The 24,061-nt window shown below is 46.6% G+C and carries 23 protein-coding genes; 4 read left to right on the top strand and 19 right to left on the bottom strand.

The window, feature by feature from the left end; all coding sequences use genetic code 11:
• Nucleotides 1-130: 130 nt before the first annotated feature.
• From XPG1_RS05490 to yfcD, 7 genes are all read right to left on the bottom strand, one after another.
• Complete coding sequence (locus XPG1_RS05490) at nt 131-1,555, bottom strand: amino acid permease (RefSeq protein WP_045958180.1); 1,425 nt, start codon at nt 1,553-1,555, stop codon at nt 131-133.
• A gap of 34 nt (nt 1,556-1,589) precedes the next feature.
• Nucleotides 1,590-2,606, bottom strand: a complete 1,017-nt coding sequence (gene astE / locus XPG1_RS05485; RefSeq protein WP_052708255.1) for a succinylglutamate desuccinylase — start codon at nt 2,604-2,606, stop codon at nt 1,590-1,592.
• Nucleotides 2,607-2,618: 12 nt separating this feature from the next.
• Nucleotides 2,619-3,962 carry an N-succinylarginine dihydrolase gene (astB, locus tag XPG1_RS05480; RefSeq protein WP_045958179.1) on the bottom strand — a complete coding sequence of 448 codons (1,344 nt, stop codon included), beginning with the start codon at nt 3,960-3,962 and terminating at the stop codon, nt 2,619-2,621.
• A gap of 50 nt (nt 3,963-4,012) precedes the next feature.
• The gene (gene astD, locus XPG1_RS05475) at nt 4,013-5,491 is read right to left on the bottom strand and encodes a succinylglutamate-semialdehyde dehydrogenase (protein ID WP_045958178.1); all 1,479 of its coding nucleotides are present in this window, start codon (nt 5,489-5,491) and stop codon (nt 4,013-4,015) included.
• A 59-nt stretch (nt 5,492-5,550) separates the two neighbouring features.
• On the bottom strand, nt 5,551-6,579 hold the full coding sequence (astA, locus tag XPG1_RS05470; protein ID WP_231853082.1) for an arginine N-succinyltransferase: 1,029 nt from the start codon (nt 6,577-6,579) through the stop codon (nt 5,551-5,553).
• Between the two features lie 27 nt (nt 6,580-6,606).
• Nucleotides 6,607-7,818 carry an aspartate aminotransferase family protein gene (locus XPG1_RS05465; protein WP_045958176.1) on the bottom strand — a complete coding sequence of 404 codons (1,212 nt, stop codon included), beginning with the start codon at nt 7,816-7,818 and terminating at the stop codon, nt 6,607-6,609.
• Between the two features lie 664 nt (nt 7,819-8,482).
• The gene (gene yfcD, locus XPG1_RS05460) at nt 8,483-9,007 is read right to left on the bottom strand and encodes an NUDIX hydrolase YfcD (RefSeq protein WP_045958175.1); all 525 of its coding nucleotides are present in this window, start codon (nt 9,005-9,007) and stop codon (nt 8,483-8,485) included.
• 232 nt (nt 9,008-9,239) lie between these two features.
• Here yfcD and XPG1_RS05455 point away from each other — a divergent pair, with 232 nt between their 5' ends.
• Both XPG1_RS05455 and XPG1_RS05450 read left to right on the top strand, forming a co-directional pair.
• Nucleotides 9,240-9,860 (top strand): glutathione binding-like protein, encoded by a 621-nt coding sequence (locus tag XPG1_RS05455; RefSeq protein WP_045958174.1) that lies wholly within the window; start codon nt 9,240-9,242, stop codon nt 9,858-9,860.
• A 147-nt stretch (nt 9,861-10,007) separates the two neighbouring features.
• Entirely contained in the window at nt 10,008-10,922 is a 915-nt protein-coding gene (locus tag XPG1_RS05450; protein WP_045958173.1) for a TIGR01777 family oxidoreductase, read from the top strand.
• 108 nt (nt 10,923-11,030) lie between these two features.
• Here the strand turns inward: XPG1_RS05450 and XPG1_RS05445 are convergent, their stop codons facing one another.
• The 3 genes from XPG1_RS05445 to cvpA are packed head-to-tail and all read right to left on the bottom strand — an operon-like array spanning nt 11,031 to nt 13,699.
• Nucleotides 11,031-11,615, bottom strand: coding sequence for a UbiX family flavin prenyltransferase (locus XPG1_RS05445; protein ID WP_045958172.1), 585 nt, complete (start codon nt 11,613-11,615; stop codon nt 11,031-11,033).
• A 45-nt stretch (nt 11,616-11,660) separates the two neighbouring features.
• A complete protein-coding gene (gene purF, locus XPG1_RS05440; protein WP_045958171.1) occupies nt 11,661-13,178 on the bottom strand; it encodes an amidophosphoribosyltransferase in 1,518 nt (505 codons plus the stop codon).
• Nucleotides 13,179-13,210: 32 nt separating this feature from the next.
• Nucleotides 13,211-13,699, bottom strand: a complete 489-nt coding sequence (gene cvpA, locus XPG1_RS05435) for a colicin V production protein (RefSeq protein ID WP_045958170.1) — start codon at nt 13,697-13,699, stop codon at nt 13,211-13,213.
• Nucleotides 13,700-13,801: 102 nt separating this feature from the next.
• Between cvpA and XPG1_RS19065 the strand changes: the two genes are divergently transcribed.
• The gene (locus XPG1_RS19065) at nt 13,802-13,930 is read left to right on the top strand and encodes a hypothetical protein (protein WP_269450584.1); all 129 of its coding nucleotides are present in this window, start codon (nt 13,802-13,804) and stop codon (nt 13,928-13,930) included.
• Between the two features lie 13 nt (nt 13,931-13,943).
• Here XPG1_RS19065 and dedD read toward each other — a convergent pair whose 3' ends face one another.
• The 7 genes from dedD to pdxB form a co-directional block, all read right to left on the bottom strand.
• Nucleotides 13,944-14,639: a cell division protein DedD gene (gene dedD, locus XPG1_RS05430; RefSeq protein ID WP_045958169.1), complete on the bottom strand. Its 696-nt coding sequence runs from the start codon at nt 14,637-14,639 to the stop codon at nt 13,944-13,946.
• Nucleotides 14,629-15,927 (bottom strand): bifunctional tetrahydrofolate synthase/dihydrofolate synthase, encoded by a 1,299-nt coding sequence (gene folC, locus XPG1_RS05425; RefSeq protein WP_045958168.1) that lies wholly within the window; start codon nt 15,925-15,927, stop codon nt 14,629-14,631. The genes dedD and folC overlap by 11 nt, the downstream gene beginning before the upstream one ends.
• Entirely contained in the window at nt 15,920-16,867 is a 948-nt protein-coding gene (gene accD, locus XPG1_RS05420; protein WP_045958167.1) for an acetyl-CoA carboxylase, carboxyltransferase subunit beta, read from the bottom strand. Before accD ends, folC begins: the two co-directional genes overlap by 8 nt.
• A gap of 115 nt (nt 16,868-16,982) precedes the next feature.
• The gene (locus XPG1_RS05415) at nt 16,983-17,681 is read right to left on the bottom strand and encodes a DedA family protein (protein ID WP_045958166.1); all 699 of its coding nucleotides are present in this window, start codon (nt 17,679-17,681) and stop codon (nt 16,983-16,985) included.
• 56 nt (nt 17,682-17,737) lie between these two features.
• Nucleotides 17,738-18,586 carry a tRNA pseudouridine(38-40) synthase TruA gene (truA, locus tag XPG1_RS05410; protein WP_045958165.1) on the bottom strand — a complete coding sequence of 283 codons (849 nt, stop codon included), beginning with the start codon at nt 18,584-18,586 and terminating at the stop codon, nt 17,738-17,740.
• A complete protein-coding gene (locus XPG1_RS05405) occupies nt 18,586-19,596 on the bottom strand; it encodes an aspartate-semialdehyde dehydrogenase (protein WP_045958164.1) in 1,011 nt (336 codons plus the stop codon). Before XPG1_RS05405 ends, truA begins: the two co-directional genes overlap by 1 nt.
• 51 nt (nt 19,597-19,647) lie before the next feature.
• Nucleotides 19,648-20,775, bottom strand: a complete 1,128-nt coding sequence (pdxB, locus tag XPG1_RS05400; protein ID WP_045960487.1) for a 4-phosphoerythronate dehydrogenase PdxB — start codon at nt 20,773-20,775, stop codon at nt 19,648-19,650.
• Between the two features lie 250 nt (nt 20,776-21,025).
• Here pdxB and XPG1_RS05395 point away from each other — a divergent pair, with 250 nt between their 5' ends.
• Nucleotides 21,026-21,928 carry a DMT family transporter gene (locus XPG1_RS05395; protein ID WP_045958163.1) on the top strand — a complete coding sequence of 301 codons (903 nt, stop codon included), beginning with the start codon at nt 21,026-21,028 and terminating at the stop codon, nt 21,926-21,928.
• Here the strand turns inward: XPG1_RS05395 and XPG1_RS05390 are convergent.
• Both XPG1_RS05390 and tctD read right to left on the bottom strand, forming a co-directional pair.
• Nucleotides 21,878-23,311, bottom strand: coding sequence for a sensor histidine kinase (locus XPG1_RS05390; RefSeq protein ID WP_045958162.1), 1,434 nt, complete (start codon nt 23,309-23,311; stop codon nt 21,878-21,880). The genes XPG1_RS05395 and XPG1_RS05390 overlap by 51 nt on opposite strands.
• Nucleotides 23,308-23,976 carry a transcriptional regulator TctD gene (tctD, locus tag XPG1_RS05385; protein ID WP_045958161.1) on the bottom strand — a complete coding sequence of 223 codons (669 nt, stop codon included), beginning with the start codon at nt 23,974-23,976 and terminating at the stop codon, nt 23,308-23,310. Before tctD ends, XPG1_RS05390 begins: the two co-directional genes overlap by 4 nt.
• Between the last annotated feature and the right edge of the window lie 85 nt (nt 23,977-24,061).

Raw genomic sequence — 24,061 nt, 5'->3', positions numbered from 1 at the left:
TTGCATACCTTGACTTAAATTCTGTTATCAGGAATTATTTAGCTAAAATACTCAGCGCTTATCAAGTGCATCTGCCACGCTGAGTATGCAGGCAATCCAAGCACCGGGTGAGGTCATCGGCACCTTACCTTCAGTTTACCCTTTCCTCCCGAACTGACCGTTGCTCCCGATGTTTTTTCATTCGCCATAAGACTTCCAGGATCACAAACCACACTGGCGTGCCATAGAGGGCAACGCGGGTATCATAATCAAATACCATGATCACGACCGTAAAGGCAAAAAATAGTAATGTGCACCAGGTCATGGTTATCCCCATCGGCATTTTATAGATAGATTTTTTATGCAGATCAGGGCGTTTCTTGCGGTAGGCCAGATAAGCAAGCAATATCATACACCAACTGTAAATCACCATAATGGCGGCCACTGTCGTCACAATCGTAAATAATTTCATTACATCAGGGATGATAAACAGCAGAAATACACCACTTGCCATGCAAATAACCGAAAATATCAAACTGAAAATTGGCACTGCGCTTTTTATCGACAACTGCGCAAATTTACGATGTGCCAGCTTTTCCGTCGACAAGCCATACAGCATCCGGGTGCAGGCGTATAAGCCACTGTTTGCTGAAGACATCGCCGAGGTCAGGGCAACAAAATTTATCACCGCGGCGGCCGCCGGCAACCCCGCCAAGGCGAATAACGTCACAAATGGACTCACTTCCGACGAAATCTGAGGCCATGAGGTCACAGCGATAATACACATAATGGACAGCACGTAAAAAATAATGACTCTAATCGGAATGCTATTAATCGCTTTCGGCAATACTTTTTCTGGCTCTTTCGTTTCCGCCGTCACAGTGCCAACCAACTCAATGCCGGTAAAAGAGAAAATGGCAATCTGAAACCCCGCCAAAAACCCGAATACCCCATTTGGCAGGAATACATCCGGCTCGGTCAAATGACGAACAGAAGCCGTCACGCCATTGGGTGACGTCCATCCCACAAGAACCATGCCAATCCCGACGAGAATCAAGGCGACGATGGCGACCACTTTAATCATGGCAAACCAGAATTCCGTTTCGCCAAATAACCGCACGGAAAAAAAGTTACTTAAGCCCATCAGACCTAAAATAAACAGCGCCGTTAACCAAAGCCAACTATCGGGAAACCAATACTGGATATAGCCGCCACAAACTACAACATCGGCAATGCAACTGACAATCCAGCTCATCCAATACGTCCATCCCAGAAAATAGCTGGCTTTGTCCCCGAGATAATCCGCGACAAAATCGGCAAACGTCCGATAGTCCAATTTGGAGAGCAACAGTTCGCCCATTGCTCTCATGACCATAAAGGCAAAAAAGCCAATCAGAATATAGGTCAGAATAATTGAAGTCCCTGATACGGCAATGGTTTTTCCCGTACCCATAAACAATCCCGTCCCAATCGCACCCCCAATGGCAATCAACTGGATATGACGTTTACTTAATCCACGATGGAGTTTCTGCGCACCTGTGAAACAATCCACAGGTGTTTTTAATGGTTTCGTCATCAATCACCTCTACGGCTTGCTTTTTATGAATGGATTACGGGAATTTCGCCAACAACAAACCTGCTCGTAGCCCAATAGCCACCCGGGCATTAGGAAACAAGATAACGTTTGCAGGTGACGTGATTTTTACGGATTGATTTTGCTGGCGTGCGATTTCAAAGCACTCCGGCAATTCAGTGAAATTTTTTGTCTCTTCCGGGATATTGAGCCGAAAACTGTCGTGTTGTTTAGTAATGGCATCAACCACACGATAGCGTTCACATGTGGGTTTTGTTCGTTTGATAGCAAACACACCAGCAATTAAATCCCGCAAGGCGACGGTCATATTCGTGAATCTTGCAAGTTCGTTTTGTCCAAAAGGCAGCGCCTGACCGATTTCCAATGTACAACTGTCTGTATTGAAATGTTCGCTGGTAAAATGACTGAATGTCCCGCCGGCGGTGTTATGAAATACCAGCGCATCAATATCGCTATCTTCCAGCCATTGTAAAAAATCAGCCGCATATTCACGCTGCTGGTATGGCAACAGCGCAAATTGCTCATGGCAGGAACCCCGAATGGCCGTGTGAAGATCAAGGTGTCTGCGTTTGGTTGATGCCATAACCACGGGTTCATTAAAAAACTGTCGGACAACAGACGCCAGTTCCATCGCACGATGTGTTTCATTTCCTGCAGGAAAATGTTGATAACGACCGCCAAACAAACGGTTGAGATCATGATCAAGATATCGTCGCCCTTCACGCAGAGCCGGTAGATTGCCGAATATCACTAAAAGATTATGCTGCAATGGCAAGTGTCCCTGCGCCAACTGTGACAGTAGCTGGAGAAGAATTTCCACCGGTGCCGTTTCATTACCATGAATTCCGGCTGAGATAATCAGTGTGTCGGCGGCTTGCTCTTGCGAAGACGATAGTAGTGATGATTGTTGTAGTGATGATTTTTCGGGTAATAGCTGTAACACACCTTCCGTCAACCATGATGCTTTGATTGTTGGCGGAAAACAGACGTTATGTTCAAGGTTGTTTTCGAGTAATAAAGTCAACAAATCCATTTTCCCTCCCGCTTAGCGTTGAAATTCGTATATCGAACCCAGCCTGAGGATCTGCGTCAGCTCATCCAGGGCCGCATAGACTTCGTGTAATAATTGTGGATCAGCCAAATCAGCCGCATACAAAGAATCCCGATAATGGCGCTCTACCCATGCTGTCAGACGTTGGTACAGTGTGGGGGTCATCAGGGTAGCCGGGTTTACCGCCGCCAGCTCTGGCTCACTCAAAACAACCCGAAGCCGTAAGCAGGCCGGCCCACCGCCGTTACGCATACTTTCCCGCAAGTCAAAAAAGTGGAGCTTATTGATGGGGGAATTCTCGTGTGTAATCAATGCTTGTAAGTAGGTCGAGACATTGGGATTTTGACGGCATTCTTCCGGCAACACCAACATCATTTTGCCGTCCGGCTGGCTCAGTAACTGGCTGTTAAACAGGTAAGATCTGACCACATCCTGCATACTGACCTGTTCAGCCGGAACTTCAATTGCCGTCAGAGTGTGTCCAAGCCGGGCCATTTTTTCCCTTAACTCATGCAAGACTGACGGCTGATTTAAGAAAGCCTGCTGGTGATAGAAAAACACATTGCGATTGCTGACAGCGATAACATCGTTATGAAAAACACCGCCATCAATGGCAACGGGATTTTGTTGAGCAAAGACGGTTCTGGCCTCGTCAAGCTGATGCAGGCGGGCAATAGCCTGACTTGCCTCCAGTGTTTGTCGGGCAGGATAGCGCTCAGGTGTAACCCCTTCCTGTAAGGCTGTACGCCCATAGACAAATAGCTGTACACCCGCCTCGCCATATTCACCACAAAAACGGTTATGGTTTGCGGCGCCTTCATCCCCCCAATCTGCGTGTTGTGGTAAAGGATCATGGTGAACAAAATACTTTTGATCAGGAAAAACCGCTTTCAGAGTGCGTGACGTTGTCGTGCTTTCCAGTGAGCGATGCAACTTCCGGTTTAAGTTTGCCACCGTAAAATGAACACGCCGATCCGCGCTATCTGCTGATGGCGAAACCGTTGCCGCATTTGCCGTCCACATGGCAGAAGCTGAACTGAGTTTAGACAGCAAGAGTGGGGAATATTGTGCTGCTTGCTTGAGTATCTGTGCGTCACTGCCCGTAAATCCTATCTGGCGCAATACCGGGAGATCAGGACGCGGCTGAGGAGGAAGTACACCCTGCACCAATCCCATCTCTGACAATGCCTTCATTTTCATCAATCCCTGGAGAGCGGCTTTACGGGGATTGGATTCTTGCCCCTGATGAATCATAGACGCCTTATTACCCACGGACAGCCCGGCATAATGGTGAGTCATGCCCACCAGTCCATCAAAATTTGCTTCAATTCCCGACATAATCACTCCTGATACCCTGTTTATTAGTCATAAATTACGATTAAAAGAAATTAAGATCGGAAGAAATTCAGCCCCGGCGTCAATGTTTCTGGCAGGCTCAGATTATCCGCTGTCAGAGATGCCATCGGCCAGGCACAATAATCTGCGGCATAATAAGCACTGGGACGATGATTGCCCGAAGCGCCAATTCCACCAAATGGGGCTTTGCTGGATGCCCCCGTCAATGGCTTATTCCAGTTGACAATCCCCGCCCTGGCTTGCTGCAATAATTGCTGGAATAGGGCGCTATCAGGCGAGATTAATCCACACGCCAGCCCAAACCGGGTGTCATTCGCCATGGCAATCGCGTCATCGAACGTGGCATAACGTCTTATCGTCAGCAAAGGGCCAAAATATTCTTCATCAGGAATGTTGCTGACCTGGGTCATATCAATGATGCCGGGTGTCATCAACGTGGACTGTGGATCGGGTTGCGTTAACGTGAGTAAAGCCATGCCGCCTAGAGCCAGTAAGTTAGACTGAGCTGCCAGCAAATTTTCCGCCGCCGCCAGAGAAATGACACCACCGATAAACGGCTGTGGTTCCGCATCCCAACGGGCAGGGATAATCTGACCGGCGACAGCCAACAACCGTTGAATGATCGCATCGCCCTTCTCCCCATGCTTCACCAGCAATCGGCGAGCGCAGGTACAACGCTGTCCTGCGGAGATAAAAGCAGATTGGATAATGGTATAAACGGCCGCCTCAATATCATCATAATCATCCACAATCAGGGCGTTGTTTCCCCCCATTTCCAACGCCAGCATTTTTTCTGGCTGGCCGGCCAGTACACGATGGAAATGAAAGCCGGTTGCCGCACTACCGGTAAACAGCACACCATCAATGTCACGGTTATCCAGCAGGGCAGCCCCCGTCTCCTTACCGCCTTGAACCAGATTCAGAACCCCTGACGGCAACCCGGCATCAATCCATAACTCAACGGTTTTTTCGGCTGTTTTCGGGGTCAATTCACTGGGCTTAAATACCAAGGTATTGCCAGCAATCAATGCAGGAACAATGTGCCCATTGGGTAAATGCCCCGGAAAATTATAAGGGCCGAAAATAGCCAGGACACCATGAGGGCGGTGCTGCAATATTGCCTTACCATCAGGCATCGCCATTTCGGCATACCCGGTTCGCTGTTCCCATGCTTCAATGGAAATGGCGATTTTACCCATCATGGCCTGGACTTCTGTCCGTGTTTCCCACAGCGGCTTACTGGTCTCTTCACTGATCACCCGCGCGATATTTTCTTGTTCCTGTTTTAATCGCTCAGCAAAGGTTTGAATAATCGCAATACGTTTTTCAACTGCCAGTCCAGACCACGCTGGAAATGCCTGACGAGCCGACTGACAAGCTTCGTCCACCTGACTGGCTGATGCACTATTTGCCTGCCATAGCACCTGTTGATCAACAGGGGCATATTTGGTGACAGTCAATCCTTGCCCTGCCGTCCATTCACCGCCAATATAATTTGCTTGATGATTCATGATGAAAACCCTTAATGGTGAAGATATTTCATGGTGAAAACATTTCATGGTGAAAACACTTAAGAGAAAAGGGGAACAAAGCGGACTGGATCGCCATCCTGCACATGAAGCGCGTCCAGCTCTGCGCAGGTAAGATACAGCTCATCCCCCTCCACACAATGGGAGACATTCAGGAGTAAGGCTCTGAACTCCCGAAAATTCAGATTTGCAACAATATAAGGTGTGCCACTCTTCGGTCGCTGAAGATCTGCCATTTTTTTGGCATGGACAAGCCGGCTGGCTTTAACCGTACGGACATGGTCAATTTCCACATCCAGGATGGCGCCGGCATCAAAAATATCGACCGCATCGTGATACGCGAACCCCTCTTTTTCTAAAATCAGGCGGGCAGGTACGGTATCTTCATGCACCTGGCCGATAACCTGACGTGCATTTTCTGGTAATAGAGGGACATAGATCGGGTAAGTTGGCATCAGTTCTGCAATAAAATTTTTGGTGCCAATGCCGGTTAAATAATCGGCTTTTTCAAAAGAAACATTGAAAAAATGTTGTCCCAGCGCATTCCAAAACGGGGATTCACCCTGTTTGTTCACAATCCCACGCATTTCGGCGAAAATCGTTTTTGGGAACAGATGCCGGAATGCCGAGATAAACATAAACCGGCTTCGGGAAAGAAACACACCATTTCCTCCCCCCTGATAATCAGGGCTAAGGAACAACGTACACAATTCACTGCATCCGGTATAATCCTGCCCGACAATCAACGTTTCAAATGTGTTGTAAACGCCCAATTCGCGGGAGGCTCTCACTGATTTCAGTACGCGGAAATTGTAAAAGGGTTCCTCCAGCCCAACAGCCAATTCCAGCGCACTGACGCCAACCACACGATGCTCTTCCGTGTCTTCCAGGGTAAATAAAAATCCTTGTTGTGCTCGTCCTCTGACATCGTTGAATGAATCAATGCTGCGTGAAATCCGTGCTGCCAGATATTCCTGATTGTTGGGTAATGTGGTCAGGCCAACACCAGCACGGGACGAAAGACTGAGGATATCCCCTAAATCTTCATATTGAACGGATCTAAATAGCATCATGATAGTCACCTCAAACTGGCTTGATTATTCCTGGACAAATCGCTTGAGGGCGTTTTCAAGGCGAAGGAAACCGTCGTTGATATCCTGCGGCTCGATATTTAATGCGGGCGCAAAACGTAACACATTGGGACCGGCGATCAAGGCAATCAATCCCTCTTCCGCCGCAAAATTGGCCAGCGTTTTCGCTTTTCCCTGATATTTTTTCTCTAATTCAGCCCCCAGCAATAACCCTTTTCCCCGCAATTCACTGAATACCTGATAACGTTGATTCAACTCGGACATCCGTCTCATAAATTCATGATGACGTTCTTTCACTCCCGCCAGAAACGCTGGCTGATTCACCAGTTCGATCACTTTACCGGCAACAGCCGCCGCCAGTGGATTTCCGCCAAACGTTGACCCATGCGTTCCCGGCTGGAAAACCTCGGCTATCGCCTGCTTAACCAGCATGGCACCAATCGGGAAGCCGCCGCCAAGCCCTTTAGCACTGGTCAAAATATCGGGTTCGATCCCCGTTTCTTCGTAGGCATACAGATACCCGGTCCGCCCCATCCCCGTCTGAATTTCATCAAAAATCAGTAGTGCCTGATGCTGATCACATAACGCCCGCAGCGCTTGCAAAAATGCGGGGTCAGCAGGGATCACGCCACCCTCGCCAATGACCGGCTCAACGATGACAGCGCAGGTTTTTTCTGATATATGAGCCTTAATCGCATCGATATCGTTGAAGGGCAAGTGAGTTACTTGTTGCGGCAAGGGAGCAAAGTCCTGGGAATATTTCGGTTGCCCGCCCACCGTCACAGTAAATAATGTTCTACCGTGAAAAGAATTCTCAAACGAGATAATTTCGTTCTTATGATTGCCATATTTATCGAGGGCATATTTTCTGGCAATTTTCAATGCGGCCTCATTTGCTTCCGCACCGGAATTACAGAAAAAAACCTTATCAGCAAATGTATTTTCAACCAGCGATTTAGCTAATTTTAAAACCGGTTCATTTGTATAGCCATTACCAATATGCCAGAGGTTTTCCATTTGAAAATTTAACACATTCTTTAATTCATCATTGGCATGACCTAATGCATTAACAGCAATTCCACCCGCAAAATCAATATATTCTTTACTATCCTGATCCCAGACACGTGAACCTTTAGCGACAACCGGGATAAAATTTGCTGGTGAAAAGCAAGGCACCATATACTGATCAAACCAATTGCGTTGAATAGTGTTCGACATTTGTTTTTCCTTAAATTCATTAAAACGAAAAAATAAAAGTAAATTGATATATTATTGAATTTAATTTTGCATGAATAGCGCCATTTAAATAATCAATGCCTTATTTAGAGATATTGTCAATGACATACCTATCCGATTTTCTTCATCCATTTTGATTAGTAATTAACCTCATAATCCCCTTGAGCTTTAACAAAGTCAATACAATAAAATCACAATAAATTTACTTTATGATGTTTTTCACAATTTAAAAAATGCACTTATTTTCAATTTATGCACCATTCATGCATAAAAAAATAAACAAAACGAGGTATGTAATAGAAATTAACCGAAATGAGTTATTGTCGTTTAATAATTATTCACAAATATGCTTGTGAATAGTACTCATGATCCGAAAAATATGTTTACAATTAGCCGTTTCTACTCTAGACATCAACAATACGATGAAAAATCAAAGCAGATGAGTCTCAAATCCCGGCTTCTGCCGACATCTGTTCTCTCAGAGAGACACCGTTTATACGAGCCTTAACCTGTGCCTTACACTCTCTGTTGCACCAGATATTCCCGGCGGCCTTCCGGCGGGGATATCTGATGCAACAGATAAGAGGCTAAGCGCTAAAGATAGGAGAGTGGATAATCAATTAGGGAATCCTACCCCATCAATCGATTAAGGCTGTCCCGTTTGTTTATTACGTGCTAACCACAAGGATAACGCTTTTAACGAATCCTGAGTAAACTCATCACAACGAGCGGTGATTTCTTCCGGCGTTAGCCAATAAACGGCGCTGACTTCCTCTTCCTGCAAGGCAAAAGGACCATGGCTCACACAACTGAACAACCCGCCCCATATGCGGCAATGGTCTTCTTCATAATAAAAAAGACCATGCTCAGCAAAAGGAATACCGGCAATCCCCAATTCCTCTTCGGCTTCCCGACGAGCAGAATCCAGTAAAACTTCCCCTGTCATCACGACGCCGCCCGCCGTTGCATCCAATTTGCCTGGATAAATGTCTTTTGTGTCTGTACGACGCTGAACCAGAATTTTTCCCATACCATCATGCACGACAATATAAGTTGCACGATGCCTTAAGTTCTGCGCTCTCATCTGCTGACGAGTTGACTGCGCAATCACTTGATTGTCTTCATTGACGATGTCAATCCATTCCCTATTTGCTGATTTTTCTTGCATCATCCTAAAAACCTTTTCTCAATGAGTTACATGCCCGTTTTTGCTGTGATGCCCTGGTAATGAAGGCGGTTGACAACCAATCAGTGTTACCATAATTGACGAAAATAAGTCCATCCATACTGATATAAAAATTCGTCACATTTTACCGACAAATAATGCTAATGTAATGCGGCCAAATTTTTCAATGAGTTATTACAACAAATAATGACAATGAATGATTATCATGGGAGGTAATATGATAGATCTATACTATGCCCCAACGCCAAACGGTTATAAAATAACCCTCTTTCTCGAAGAGACGGGGCTTCCTTACACGATCCATCCCATCAATATCAGCACGGGAGAACAGTTCAAACCTGATTTCCTGGCTATTTCACCCAATAACAAGATCCCGGCCATTGTCGATCATCAACCTGCCGACGGAGGAGAGGCTGTTTCTCTCTTCGAATCAGGCGCTATTTTACTGTATCTGGCCAATAAAACAGGCCAGCTATTAAGCAAAGATTTACGTGAACGTACTGAACAGTTGCAATGGTTATTTTGGCAAGTGGCTGGCTTTGGTCCGATGCTTGGTCAAAACCATCACTTCAATCTCTACGCGCCCGAAGTCGTGCCTTATGCCATGAAACGCTATGTGGAAGAATCCAAACGGTTATATCGGGTGCTCAATACCCAACTGGAAAAAACCGCGTATCTCGGCGGGGATGAGTACAGTATCGCCGATATCGCCACCTATCCATGGGCAAAATGCCATGAACAGCAACAAATCCATTTGCCGGATTATCCTGCGGTAGAAAAATGGTTGGATAACATTGGTCAGCGTCCTGCGACAAAAGCGGCCTACAAACAGGGCTAATTAAGACAGATGTGAAAAATTCAGTTAATGACAACATTTTTCACCACAAAACTTGATGCTGATAACAGATAACAGCATATCTCGCTGCTACTGAAACCATCTCTTGTTATAGTCAATCGACGATTATCTATTTCACGGGGGATGGCTATGCATATCTTCATCACAGGAGGAACAGGGTTAATTGGCCATCGTTTAGTCTGCCAATTGCTCTCCCTTTCCCATTCCATCACCATTTTGAGTCGTTCACCACAAAAGGTCTATTCTCTGTTTTCTGATCGCGTTGAATGTTGGACAACCCTGAATATCCAGCAAAATCTCAACAGATTTGATGCGGTTATCAATCTTGCCGGTGAACCGATTGTCAATAAGCGATGGACACCAAAACAAAAAGAGATACTTTGTCAAAGCCGCTGGCAACTCACTGAACAATTAAGCAGGCTCATTAAAGCCAGTGAATCTCCGCCATCCGTCTTTATCTCCGGCTCAGCCGTTGGCTATTATGGCGATCAGGGGCAATCCGTCGTTACCGAACATGATCCCCCGCATAATGAATTTGCCCATCAGCTTTGTGAACGTTGGGAGCAACTGGCTTTACAGGCCCAAAGTGACAAAACGCGTGTCTGTGTGTTACGTACCGGGATTGTGCTGGCGCCAGAAGGGGGCGCACTGAAAAAAATGCTGCCACTGTTTCGGTTAGGGTTAGGGGGAGTAATCGGTCACGGCAAACAGTATATGCCTTGGATACATATTGATGACATCGTCAATGGTATCTATTACCTATTGGTATCACCTGAGCTACACGGTCCTTTTAACATGACATCCCCTTATCCGGTGCATAATGAGCAGTTCACTGCGGCACTGGCGAAAGTATTGCACCGCCCTGCGTTTATACGCATTCCTAAATTTGTCTTAAAAATCATGATGGGAGAAGCGGCAGAATTAGTTTTAGGGGGTCAACAGGCTATTCCGAAAAAACTGGAAGAAGCCGGATTTGGTTTTCGTTATTTTCAACTCGAAGAAGCCTTGCAAGATGCCATCAAGGCGAAAGAAAATCTTGGTTAAATTGCGCTTTCCGCCCACTTGATGAGATGTCGTGGTATCCGGCTCGGTTGACGGTATTAACACGATGCTGTTGTGATTGATCACAACAGCATTTTCTTTCTTCGGGAGCTATACCTCAATGGATTTAGCGCCCTGCCAACGGTTAAACAGATCTTCGGGCAAATCAATATCAAATTGATCCAGCACACGATTAACCGTTTGGTCAATGATATCCTGAATGTGTTCAGGACGATGATAAAATGCGGGAACCGGAGGCATGATCACCGCCCCAATTTCCGCAGCCTGCATCATTAGCCTGAGATGTCCCAAATGCAAGGGGGTTTCTCTCACCCCCAACACCAATTTACGCTTCTCTTTCAGAACAACATCTGCGGCACGGGTCAGTAAACCTTCCGTGTAACTGTGCACGATACCTGATAAGGTCTTGATGGAACAAGGTAAAATCACCATACCCAAGGTCTTAAACGACCCCGAGGAGATGGATGCAGCAATATCACGATTATCATACACGACATCCGCCAACGCCTGGACATCTCGCAGCGTAGAGTCCGTTTCCAGTGCCAATGTTTGCCGCGCTGATTGACTGATCACCAAATGCGTTTCAATGCCTTCTACTGACTGCAAAACTTGCAGTAATCTGACACCATAAATCGCACCACTTGCCCCGGTCAGCCCGACAATCAATTTTTTCATGTTTTCCTCTGAGATTCTGGCGATAACTGAATGATAATAACAATATTATCCTTCATTATATATTTCCAGACCCTCGATTTCGCTCTGTCCACGAACTTTCATGGCATCATCTTTGCGTAAGTTTTCCAGATAATCGAGATAAGTCTGGTCAATATCTTTCGTCACATAGATGCCATCAAATACGGAACATTCGAATGTCTCAATATCCGGGTTTTCTTCCCGTACCACCCGAACCAGATCAGAGAGGTTTTGGTATATCAGCGCATCCGCACCAATGAGCTGACGAATTTCATCCACTTCCCGGCCATGAGCAATGAGTTCATTCGCATTCGGCATATCAATACCATAAACATTCGGGAAGCGAACTTCCGGGGCAGCCGAGGCAAAGTAAACTTTCTTAGCACCCGCTTCACGCGCTAATTCAACAATCTGTTCAGACGTGGTGCCACGGACAATGGAATCATCCACCAGCAAAACATTTTTACCCCGGAATTCGGCACGATTGGCGTTTAGTTTGCGACGAACCGATTTACGCCGCTCCTGCTGACCAGGCATGATAAACGTGCGTCCGACATAGCGGTTTTTGACAAATCCCTGACGATAGGGTTTATCCAAAATGTGCGCGATTTCCAATGCGATGTCACAAGATGTTTCCGGTATGGGAATCACCACATCAATATGCAAATCTTCCCACTCGCGGGCAATCTTCTCCCCCAATGCTTTCCCCATCCGTAATCGGGCATTGTAAACTGACACTTTGTCGATAAAAGAATCCGGGCGGGCGAAATAAACAAATTCGAATAAACACGGTGTCAATGACGGATTTTCTGCACACTGGCGGGTAAACAATTGCCCGTTTTCAGTAATATAAATAGCCTCACCGGAAGCCACATCCCGCAGGAATTCGAACCCCAATGTGTCCAGTGCCACGCTTTCTGAGGCCACCATGTATTCACTACGGCCATCTTCCCGTGTTTTCTTTCCCAATACCAAAGGACGAATGCCATGTGGGTCACGAAAAGCCACCAATCCATGCCCAATGATCATGGCAACACACGCATAAGCACCCCGAATTTTTTTGTGCATTTTTGCAACTGCCGAGAAAATATCATCAGGCGACAATGGAAAATGGGGAAATTGCGTTAATTCATTGGCAAAAATATTCAGCAGGATCTCAGAATCTGAGGTGGTATTGACATGGCGACGGGCATTTTCAAACAGCATTTTTTTCAATTCATGTGCGTTTGTCAGATTGCCGTTATGTGCCAACGTGATACCAAAAGGAGAATTGACATAAAAGGGTTGTGCTTCTGACGCACTGGAACTGCCCGCCGTAGGATAACGGACATGCCCAATCCCTATCGTTCCCTGTAAACGTAACATGTGCCGTGTTTCAAACACATCTTTGACTAACCCATTAGCCTTACGTAAACGAAAGTCGTTGTTACCATCAATAGTTGCAATGCCTGCCGCATCCTGTCCACGGTGCTGAAGCACCGTTAATGCATCATAAATCGACTGGTTAACCGGTGTAAAACCGACGATACCGACAATACCGCACATATAGCCTTTCCTCATCAGCTAAGCGGAGAGATCTATCTCTCCGGCAGGAAACTCGACGCACTTTGCAGGTAGTCAAAAAACCACCTGATGATTTGACTGAATTGTGGGATCAATTGTGATTGTTGCCAATCCTGACTTTTGGGTAGTGGTGTGAAAGAGTCTGCAACAAACAGAAGCGCTGACACAATCAAGACACCGCGTAAGGCGCCAAAACAGACCCCCAAAACCCGATCAGTACCCGACAGTCCTGTTCGCTGAACCAGTGAACCAATCACATAGTTCACGACCGCGCCAACAATCAGTGTTGCAATGAATAAAATAGCAATCGCTGCTCCATTACGCACCAGCTCATCTTCAAGACGGGTAAAATATACCGCCAGATAAGTATAGAAGTGACTTGCAACAAAGAAAGCACCGCCCCACGTTATCAGGGAGAGCGCTTCACGAACAAAACCACGAATCAAACTAACCAATGCTGAGAAACCAATGATGGCAATAATCGTATAATCAATCCAGACCATATTTTTATCCAAAAACAGGCACCCGACATTCAGGTCGGGCGCATTCTAACAGAAAACGAAAACGTTTGCGTAGTAGATTTATCACGCTCATGAAAATAATTTTTGGCAAAGAAACAAACGGTATTCGCGGTGATGGGGCAATTTTTAACTGCTGTTTCCACACTGGAAAATCACCTGCCATATTTAACCCTTATTAAACTCCATGATAGCGCTTCTGGTGTGATCACGTGAAGCGCCAATCTGATTATGGCTGGTAGTTTTTGATTTGCCCGTGTAACCCGGTCATTTCTTTTAATTCGGATAAGGTGGCTGTCAGTGCCTGCTTTGATGCATTCGGCCCAACATAGATCCGCGTTAATTGCCCCTGTACCGGAGAAGCCGGAACGGTATACACCTGATGCCCAGAAAGACGCAGCCTTGCCACGATCTCTTCAACTTTATCGGCATTTTTTAATGCACCAAGTTGTACAACATAGGCACTTGCCTGAGGTGCCTGCGCTGTTGATGTCGATTTGGCTTCTGCCTGGCTTGCCGCTTTGGTCGGTGGTTCAGCTTTAGGCAATGGCTGCGTTTCCACTTTTTGCTGAGAAGGTAATTCCGCTTTTACCGCTGTCTTAGGGGCTTCCGTGGCTGAAGGTTCGACTGTCGGCTCTAATTCTGAAAACAAGGATTCGGATAACACATAATCATCCGGCCCTTGCGTTTCTAATTCCTTCACTGCTTCCCCCGCCCCTTCCGTGGGGGTCGACGGCATGTTTTGGATTAATGATGGAATCGAATCCACCTCCTCTTCATCGCCCGCTGTTGGCATCAAAGGAATAGCAGCAAATTGACTTTCATTATATTTCTTATCACCATCAAAAATGACCGGCAGCACAATCACACTCAATGCAACCAGCGCGATAGTGCCAACCAGGCGATTTTGAAATTTACTGGCCATTTTCCTTACTCCCCTCCAGTGCCTCCATAACATGCGCGACCGTGTGGAAAGAGCCACAAACCACGATGATATCCTGCACCGATGCGTCTTTTATTGCCTGTTGCCACGCCGTTTCTACATCGGGGAATGTACGGGCGTGCATAAGATGCGCAGACAGAACTTCAGCTTCTGCGCCCCTCAGCTCATGCAATGATGCGCAATACCACTCATCAATCTGCCGGGAAAGACAAGCCAGTGTTCCTGCAATGTCTTTATCGCCCAACATGCCAACGACAGCACGAATATGACTGTCTGGTGAACGCGGCAGTTCAGCCAATTTTTGTACCAGATAAGCCGCAGCATGTGGATTATGAGCCACATCCAAAATGATCAGCGGGTTTTCCCTGACAATTTGGAAACGTCCTGGGAGTCGGGCATTTCTCAGCCCTGCATGGATGGCTTGTTCGTTAATAGAACGGCTGATTTTGTCATCCTGCTGCAATAAACAGTGGATCACGCCCATCGCCGTTGCGGCATTGGCTAATGGCAGGTGAGGGACTGGCAGCGTCCGGAATTGTTGCTCACCACTGACCCAATCCCAACTATTCTCATGCTGAGTAAAATGCCAGTGAACACCACGACGAAAGAGCTTTGCCCCCAGTTCATCCGCAACATCAGCAATCGAGTGAGGCATATCATCCTCGCCGACCACGGCAAAACGCCCACGACGGAAAATGCCCGCTTTTTCCCGGCCAATATGTTCACGATCTGCACCTAACCAATCCGTATGATCCAGGGCAATACTGGTGATTGCGGCAATATCAGCATCAACGATATTGGTGGCATCCAGGCGTCCCCCTAACCCCACTTCCAGGATCACGACATCCAGCGCGGCTTCTTTAAAAAGCTGTAAGGCTGCCAATGTGCCATATTCAAAATAGGTTAATGAGATGTCACCACGTTGCGCCTCAATCGCTGCAAAGACACGGCAGAAATCGTGTTCCGTGGCTTCTTTCCCCTGAATACGTACTCTCTCGGTATAACGAACCAAATGCGGCGAGCTGTACACCCCGACTTTCAGCCCTGCGGCCAGAAAAATAGACTCCAGGGTATGGCAAGTGGTTCCCTTACCATTCGTCCCTGACACGGTGATAACTTTGGTCGCCGGATTCAGTAAATTTAACTGACGACCCAGTTCGCCTACACGTTCAAGCCCCATATCAATGGCTTTCGTATGCAGGTTTCCTAAATAGGAAAGCCACGTCGTCAGTGGCGACGTAGCTTGAGGAATTGGCAAAATATCAGACATTTTCTTTATTAGGATTGATATTGATATCAGCATCAACATCCGCAGGCTCAACAACAATGCCTTCAACTGGCTCTGCGTTTGTGCCCGGATGCGGTTTATGAGTCAGCATGGCAAGCAGACTGGCAATTTTATCACGCATTTCGGTGCGGGGAACAATCATGTCAATCGCCCCTTTTTCCACTAAGAACTCACTGCGTTGGAAGCCTTCCGGTAACTTTTCACGCACGGTTTGCTCAATGACGCGCGGGCCAGCGAAACCAATCAATGCCTTAGGTTCAGCAATATTGATATCCCCCAACATTCCCATACTGGCTGTAACCCCCCCCATTGTTGGGTTAGTCAATACACAGATATAAGGCAAACCACGCGCCTGCATTTTTGCCAGCGCCGCACTGGTTTTTGCCATCTGCATCAGTGACATCAGGGCTTCCTGCATACGTGCCCCGCCACTGGAGGCAAAACAGACGAATGGACAGTTATCTTCCAGCGCTTGTTCAACTGCACGGACAAAACGGGCACCCACAACCGATCCCATTGAACCGCCCATAAAATTAAACTCAAACGCGCCTGCCACAACCGGCATTTCATATAGCAGACCTTTCATGACGATCAGCGCATCTTTTTCTTGTGTCTGCTTCTGTGCGGCAGCCAGACGGTCTTTGTATTTTTTGATATCGCGGAATTTCAGGACATCTTTCGGTTCCAGTTCGCTTCCTAATTCGATGCCCGTCCCGGCGTCCAAAAACGAATCCAACCGCTTACGGGCTAAAATGCGCATGTGATGGTCACATTTTGGACACACTTCAAGATTACGCTCTAATTCAGCACGATAAAGTACCTGACCACAACTGTCGCATTTTGTCCAAACTCCTTCAGGTATGTTTGCCTTACGAGTTTGCATAATTTTGCTTTTATTTAGAATCTTCTCAATCCAGCTCATTAATGAACCTTTCCGTCTGAATTTGGCTGTTGCCAGTTTTTGTTTTATGTGCCATTAAACCACAATGCTATTGCCGTGTGGATAAAAAACTGCTCAAACCTGTTCGGTTATCGACTTATCTATCTGCTGTATTAGCGGCTGCATTTTTGGCGGCAGCACGGCGATGACGCCAGACCTCTATTACCCCAGGCAGAATAGAAATAATGATGATCGCAACAATCAATAATTTCAAATTCTTCTGTATGATTGGTAAATCACCGAATAAATAACCCGCATACGTGAATAATAGCACCCAGATAAATGCACCGATCACATTATAAACAGCAAAGTGCCGGTAAGACATTTTCCCCATCCCTGCAACGAACGGAGCAAACGTTCTAATAATTGGCACGAACCGAGCCAAAATGATGGCTTTTCCACCATGTTTTTCATAAAACGCGTGGGTTTTCTCTAAATAACTCCGCCGAAAAATTTTTGAATTTGGGCGCGTAAACAGTTTCTCACCAAAAATGCGACCAATGGTATAGTTTACTGCGTCACCAATAATCGCGGCGGTCAGGATTAAAGCCACCACAATGTGTACATTAAGGTCATTCGAGTCTAATGCCGATAGTGCCCCCGCGACAAATAGCAAAGAGTCGCCCGGCAAAAATGGGGTCACCACCAAACCAGTCTCACAAAACACAATCAGGAATAAGATGGCATATACCCAATGACCGTAATTCGCCACTAATTCCTTCAAATGAGCATCTATGTGTAAAATAAAATCGATGATGAATTTTGCAAAATCGACAAAATGAGTCAAAAACTCCATAATATTCCTCGTGATGATCAAACATCCCTGTCATTATTCGAAAGTATCCGATGAAATTATTTACCGGAAACGAAATGAGTTTCCAGAAACAAAGGCCCCATCATAGGTTCAGGTAAACCGAAACACGCAGGATAATCCACAGCAACTAAATATAAACCTTCCGCCTTCGCGGTAGCGGCCGCTTTTGTCCTGTCTTTCAGTGCCAATAATTCCGCCATCCAGCCAATGTCCTGATTTCCGCAGCCAATTTCCAGCAAACTGCCCACAATATTACGCACCATGTGATGAACAAACGCATTCGCTTTAATGTCCACGACAATATAATGCCCGTGCCGACTCACGTTAATATGCATCATATTACGCCACGGTGAATTAGACTGACATTGTACCGCCCGAAAAGAAGTAAAGTCATTTTCGCCCAACAAGCACTGGGCGGCTTCATGCATTTTTCTCTCATCCAGTGGATAATGAAAATGCGTCACCCCCTGTGCCAATATGGCGGGACGGTAGCGATGATTGAAAATCACATAGCGGTAACGGCGGGCTGTTGCGCTGAAACGAGCATGAAATGCCTCATCGACGGTTTTAACCCAACGAACGGCAATATCCGGCGGTAAATGGGTATTCACGCCCATTGTCCAGGCCGCATCTTTACGTTGTGCCGCAGTCTCAAAATGGACGACCTGCCCGGTGGCATGTACCCCGGCATCGGTTCTCCCAGCACAAAAAACGGAAATTGGCGCATCTGCAACGTTAGACAGCGCTTTTTCCAAACAGGCCTGTACGCTTTTCACTTCTTGTTGACGCTGCCAACCATAATATCGACTGCCGTCATATTCAATCCCCAGGGCAATTTTTACTTTCTTTGCTACTGGCACAGACTGACTCAGCGCTGTATCAGACATCAGTAAAATTGCTCCTGCATCAGTTTTTCTGCCACTTCAACCGCCATTAATGCGCCACCAAAACGGATGTTATCGGCCACCGACCAAAATTGCAGCATGTCCGGCATACCGTAATCATGACGCAGACAACCTATGCTTAAATTATCACTGCCTGAAGCATCAGTGACCTGAGTCGGATAATCCCCGTCTTCTGAAACTTGAATTTCCTCAAAGCGTTCAAATTCACTGCGTGCTTCTTCTACACCAACCGGTCGTAATGTTTCCACGCTCACCATCTGCGCAATGCCGTAGAAAGCGGAGGACTGGACACAACTAACTGAAATGGGCAATCCGTCATCCTGCAATACTCTGCGGATCTGATCGACAATACGACGCTCTTCACGCACGATACCATCGGCATCTGGCAATAAAGGCAGTAAGTTAAACGCCAATTGTTTGCTGAAACGACCTTCATCCGGTGGAATGCCATTTAATAAACGGGCACTCTGCCCCGCCAGTTCATCAATGGCGGCTTTGCCATGAACGGAAACGGGCAATATATTGGTCAACTGCAAACGGGCGATGCCAGCGACATCAATCAAGGGTTTGATGGCCGTCAACACCTGACTGGTGGCGCTATCTGCCACCGCAATGATGTTGCGGTTACGGTATTCAGCCAATGCATATGGGTTAACACCGGGAACGACCAACGGCACATCGGGCTCAGCCGCAAATAAGCCGCTGCAATCGATCACTAAGCAACCGGCTTCTGTTGCTTTTTCAATATGCTGAGCGGTTGTTTCCATCGTCGCAGCAAAAAAAGCCAGTTGTACCTGTGACCAGTCAAATTCTGCCGCGTCACGGACAGTCAGGTTTTTTCCGTTAAAACGTCGGATCTTTCCGATACTTTGTTCACTGGCAAAAAGATGCAGTTCACCAACCGGAAATTGACGTGCCTGTAATAACGTCAATATCGCTTCACCTACTGCGCCTGTTGCACCCAAAAGCGCAATATTCCAGCCTTCTGACATGTTGGTTTTCTCCACTTCTCTTATTTGTTGACAAGCAGGATTCTGCCTGCCTTAAATCACTTTTGCATTAAATCCAATTTTGGACAGTAATTGAGCGCTCTCGACTGAGTCACACTGCACGGTCAATGAAGACCATTCCCGACGTTCCGGATAGTGCTTACGTAACTGATCAAAAGCGCCCTCTTGATCTGCAACCTGACGTAAGGGTGCATCATCACGGCGCACATCATACACTAAATGTATCAAACGCTTGAGAACGCGTTGTGTCACCTCTCCCCGCACCGTCACCTGACTGAAATCGGGCGTCGGCAACAGATCAGCCAGCGCCGTCTTACGGGGTTGCCCCAGAAATTCACAATAGGCTTCAAAAACCTGGGTTGTTCCCCGTGCTTTGCCTTCCAGGGTATAACCCGCAATATGGGGGGTAGCAATATCCACTAAGGCCAACAAAGGTAAAGAAAGATTAGGCTCAGGCTCCCAAACATCCAGCACGACACGTAATTTTTTCCCCTTTTGCAGTATGGAGAGTAATGCCTGATTATCAACCACTTCCCCTCGGCTGGCATTGATTAAAATACGGTTATCCGGTAATGCAGCAAGTAATTCTGCATCCGCTAAATGATAGGTCTGGTATGGGCCAGATGGATTCAGTGGGGTATGAAAAGTCAGAATATCCGCTTCGTTCACCAATTTGTCTAAAGGCCAAAATTCGCCTTCATCACCCCGATCGGCGCGGGGTGGATCGCACAATAATGTCTTCACACCTAAAGCCGCCAGACGGTCGGCCAGGCGCCCGCCAACATTGCCAACACCAACAATACCGACGGTTTTATCCTTGAGCTGAAATTGATCTTGTTCAGCCAATAGCATCAGCGCTGAAAAAACATACTCAACGACGGCGATGGCATTACATCCGGGGGCGGCGGAAAAACCAATCCCGGCCTGAATCAACCACGGCTGATCGACATGATCCATTCCCGCGGTGGCGGTTCCCACAAATTTTACCGAACTACCCTGCAATAAGGATTCATTGACTTTAGTGACAGAGCGAACCATAAAGGCATCGGCATCTTCCAAAACCCCGGCCGGCACTGGACGTCCCGGAATTGCCTGTACTTCACCCAATTGCTGAAAGAGTTGTTCAGCATAAGGCATATTTTCATCAACCAAAATTTTCACTTTTCTCATCCAACGGCTTCAATAGGCGTGATCTGCTATTCTGCCACTTTATCCCCATAAAACCTATATCCCCCTCTCCCCAATCAACTGCGATTGGCCCGATACGAATGATCCTGCACTTTCTTTTCTTTCTTTTTTTTCACGGTGCGCGGGGGAAGAAATGCAGCCTGCAGTGTGATGAAGGGATATATAATCAAGTCGGCCGCTGCTAAACTCATCACACAATACACAGACAAGATTATCCCATCCCATGAAGAATTTATTATTCCCCCTCATCGCTGTCCTGATTTGGTCAATCAATGCCGTTGTCAGTAAAGCGGCAGCCACTGTGATTGAACCCGCCGCCATTGCTTTCTATCGCTGGTTCATTGCCTTTCTGGTCTTAACACCTTTTGTTTTATTACCCGTCCTGCGCCAACGAAAAAGGATCGCTCACTATTGGTGGAAATTATTGATTCTGGGATCACTGGGCATGGTGCTTAATCAAAGCCTGGCGTATTACGCCGCTCATACTGTCAGTGCAACCATCATCGGCATTTTCACTTCCCTCATTCCATTACTGACCGTCATTATTAGTCTCTTCGCTTTACGGGTCACGCCGACTGTTGGTATCACTCTTGGCACGGTATTGTCTTTGTTCGGCCTCACCTGGCTGGTCAGTAAAGGAGAACCTGCTTCCCTATTGCAACATGGTATGGGGATCGGTGAAGTCATGATGTTGATTGCCGCAGCCTCTTATGCTTTATATGGCGTTTTAACAAAACGTTGGGCTATTCCATTAGCTAACTGGCACTCACTCTATGTACAAATTGGATTTGGGGTTTTATTGCTGCTGCCCAATTTCATGATGTCAGACAATATTCAGTTAACAAACGATAATATTTCCCTTGTGCTATTTGCCGGTATCCCGGCATCCGTTATTGCCCCCTATTTATGGATACAGGGCGTCATTCGCATTGGCGCAAATATGACGTCTATTTTTATGAACCTGGCACCGGTATTAACGGCCGTCATTGCGATTCTGGTTCTCCATGAAAAGATGCACAGTTATCACATTATCGGGGGAAGTATTGTGCTGGTGGGCGTTATTCTGGCTCAACAATTACGTACCCCGCTCACGCGCAGAAAGCCTGAATATAATCCGCACCCGTAATCCCCCCAATATTTCACTGGGTAATAGCTGAAGCGTCGCACCATGATACAGGCTGATTTCTTTAACAAGAGTCAGCCCCAATCCTGCCCCCTCCAGCCCGGCAGCATTATCTAAACGATGAAACGCCATCAACGATTGATGAATATTTTCCTGATCGATACCCGATCCTGAATCATCAATTTCCAGGCAGCCGTGTTTGTTATCTGCCATGATGCTGACTCTAGCAGTCACTACCCCCATTGGCGGGGTATATTTGATGGCATTGTCCAATAAATTGGCGCACATTTCCGTTAATAACAGCGGGTCCCCTTTGATCCACAATACATTTTCGCCTTCATAGCCCAGGTCAATACCTTTACTTTCTGCCTGCGGTAAGCGGGACAAACAAGCCTGTTGCAATAGCGCCACGATATTGACTGGCTGATAATCGGGGATGGCTTCTTGTGCATGCGCCTTGAGCTGAGAAAGCCGCAGTAAGCGATCGGTCAGCAAGATCATGTTATCCAGACTCTTATCAATCGACGCCAGTATGTTATCCCGCTGTGCTTGATTTTGATCACTGCGAGCGACCGCAACCTGCATTTTTAATACCGTTAACGGTGTTCTCAATTGATGAGAAGCATCTGCACTGAATCGTTCTTGACGTCCGACCATGAATTTCAGCCTTTCAATATATCGATTAAGCGCTTGAAGCAACGGAGAAATTTCAGACCATAGTAAAATATTGGGCAAGGGTGTCAGATCATTCGCGGCGCGGCGAATCATCACACCTGACAGTTTTCGCAAGGGTTTGAGCAATAGCTTGAGCAGAATATAAGCCAGGATCAATGTCAGTAATACGACGGCGCCCTGATTAATCAGCGAAGATAACAATAATTGATAGGCCATATATTGGCGGGAAATCACCGTTTCAGCCACTAATATCCGCGCCATTCCCATGATACCGCCTTCATTGATGGGCTGATACAAGCCAACGACACGTATAGGTTGCCCCTGATATTCCGCATCATAAAAATAAGCCAATGCGGTATACAAAGGTGAACGCTGAATATCCTGCGGGATTGGGGGAAGGTCATCATAGCCAGAAATCGTTTTTCCTTCCGGCGATATCACTTGATAGTACAAGCGATCATTCGTATTTCGTTCGAAATTGTCTAAAACAACATAAGGCACATCGACAATCAAGCGCTGATCCCGGACGGTTAAACGTTCAGCGACGGTTCTTGCTGATGCCAGTAGTGTTCTATCATAAGCCAACATTGCTGCGTTTTTTACACTGACATATTGGCTATAAACAGAAGCACAGTACAGTAACAATAATGGAATCCCGAAGAACAACAACAATTGGTGGAATAACGACGGTGGTATTTTCAGGTACGTCATGATGCCAGTTGCTCCAGCCGATATCCTAACCCGCGTAATGTTCTGATCTCTACATCGCTGTTGAGGAGTTTCTTCCGCAATCGATGGACATACAATTCGATGCTTTGTGGGTTCGCCTCATCTGATAGTGAAAACACCTGCTCAAATAATTGCTGTTTAGAGACCGGACGTCCTCGACGATGAAAAAGCGTGGTTAAAACCGATAATTCTCTGGGGGTCAGTGCCAAAGGGACATTATTCAAGACGAAATACCCTTCATCTTCATAAGATAATGACCCGAATTTCTGCCCCTCTTGCGTTATCGCAGTACCACGCCGCAACAAGGCGCGAATACGGGCTTCCAGCTCCTGAAAATCAAACGGCTTGGTCAGGTAATCGTCAGCCCCCGAATTTAACCCCTTCACCCGATCCGAAACATCTGTTTTGGCCGTCAATAACAAGACGGGTAAGTTTTGCCCTCGTTTACGCAAGCGTGATAGCAGAGACAGGCCATCCAGTCTGGGCAACGCAATATCCAAAATCAATAACGTATAATGTTCAGTCTGCAAAAGTTGATCTGCCACAATACCATCTTCAGCCAGGTCAACGACAAATCCCGCGTTATTCAGTGCTTTTTGCAACCAATGTGATAAGTCAGGATGATCTTCAACCAATAACAGGCGCATTTTAAAAGTATCTCCCACTTCTCGTTATCATTATCAATGAAGGCGGTATACCCATACTTTTCTATCATAATCCTGGTTTTTTTGA

The sequence above is a fragment of the Xenorhabdus poinarii G6 genome, assembly GCF_000968175.1.
Classification (GTDB): domain Bacteria; phylum Pseudomonadota; class Gammaproteobacteria; order Enterobacterales; family Enterobacteriaceae; genus Xenorhabdus; species Xenorhabdus poinarii.
Note: the sequence above shows the minus strand (reverse complement) of the source record. Positions and strands in the feature narration are given on the sequence as shown.

What these genes read in the sequence shown, in the direction of transcription:
- XPG1_RS05490 (WP_045958180.1), bottom strand. Translation starts at nt 1,555, where the DNA reads ATGACGAAACCATTAAAAACACCTGTGGATTGTTTCACAGGTGCGCAG.
- astE (WP_052708255.1), bottom strand. Translation starts at nt 2,606, where the DNA reads ATGGATTTGTTGACTTTATTACTCGAAAACAACCTTGAACATAACGTC.
- astB (WP_045958179.1), bottom strand. Translation starts at nt 3,962, where the DNA reads ATGTCGGGAATTGAAGCAAATTTTGATGGACTGGTGGGCATGACTCAC.
- astD (WP_045958178.1), bottom strand. Translation starts at nt 5,491, where the DNA reads ATGAATCATCAAGCAAATTATATTGGCGGTGAATGGACGGCAGGGCAA.
- astA (WP_231853082.1), bottom strand. Translation starts at nt 6,579, where the DNA reads ATGCTATTTAGATCCGTTCAATATGAAGATTTAGGGGATATCCTCAGT.
- XPG1_RS05465 (WP_045958176.1), bottom strand. Translation starts at nt 7,818, where the DNA reads ATGTCGAACACTATTCAACGCAATTGGTTTGATCAGTATATGGTGCCT.
- yfcD (WP_045958175.1), bottom strand. Translation starts at nt 9,007, where the DNA reads ATGATGCAAGAAAAATCAGCAAATAGGGAATGGATTGACATCGTCAAT.
- XPG1_RS05455 (WP_045958174.1), top strand. Translation starts at nt 9,240, where the DNA reads ATGATAGATCTATACTATGCCCCAACGCCAAACGGTTATAAAATAACC.
- XPG1_RS05450 (WP_045958173.1), top strand. Translation starts at nt 10,008, where the DNA reads ATGCATATCTTCATCACAGGAGGAACAGGGTTAATTGGCCATCGTTTA.
- XPG1_RS05445 (WP_045958172.1), bottom strand. Translation starts at nt 11,615, where the DNA reads ATGAAAAAATTGATTGTCGGGCTGACCGGGGCAAGTGGTGCGATTTAT.
- purF (WP_045958171.1), bottom strand. Translation starts at nt 13,178, where the DNA reads ATGTGCGGTATTGTCGGTATCGTCGGTTTTACACCGGTTAACCAGTCG.
- cvpA (WP_045958170.1), bottom strand. Translation starts at nt 13,699, where the DNA reads ATGGTCTGGATTGATTATACGATTATTGCCATCATTGGTTTCTCAGCA.
- dedD (WP_045958169.1), bottom strand. Translation starts at nt 14,639, where the DNA reads ATGGCCAGTAAATTTCAAAATCGCCTGGTTGGCACTATCGCGCTGGTT.
- folC (WP_045958168.1), bottom strand. Translation starts at nt 15,927, where the DNA reads ATGTCTGATATTTTGCCAATTCCTCAAGCTACGTCGCCACTGACGACG.
- accD (WP_045958167.1), bottom strand. Translation starts at nt 16,867, where the DNA reads ATGAGCTGGATTGAGAAGATTCTAAATAAAAGCAAAATTATGCAAACT.
- XPG1_RS05415 (WP_045958166.1), bottom strand. Translation starts at nt 17,681, where the DNA reads ATGGAGTTTTTGACTCATTTTGTCGATTTTGCAAAATTCATCATCGAT.
- truA (WP_045958165.1), bottom strand. Translation starts at nt 18,586, where the DNA reads ATGTCTGATACAGCGCTGAGTCAGTCTGTGCCAGTAGCAAAGAAAGTA.
- XPG1_RS05405 (WP_045958164.1), bottom strand. Translation starts at nt 19,596, where the DNA reads ATGTCAGAAGGCTGGAATATTGCGCTTTTGGGTGCAACAGGCGCAGTA.
- XPG1_RS05395 (WP_045958163.1), top strand. Translation starts at nt 21,026, where the DNA reads ATGAAGAATTTATTATTCCCCCTCATCGCTGTCCTGATTTGGTCAATC.
- XPG1_RS05390 (WP_045958162.1), bottom strand. Translation starts at nt 23,311, where the DNA reads ATGACGTACCTGAAAATACCACCGTCGTTATTCCACCAATTGTTGTTG.
- tctD (WP_045958161.1), bottom strand. Translation starts at nt 23,976, where the DNA reads ATGCGCCTGTTATTGGTTGAAGATCATCCTGACTTATCACATTGGTTG.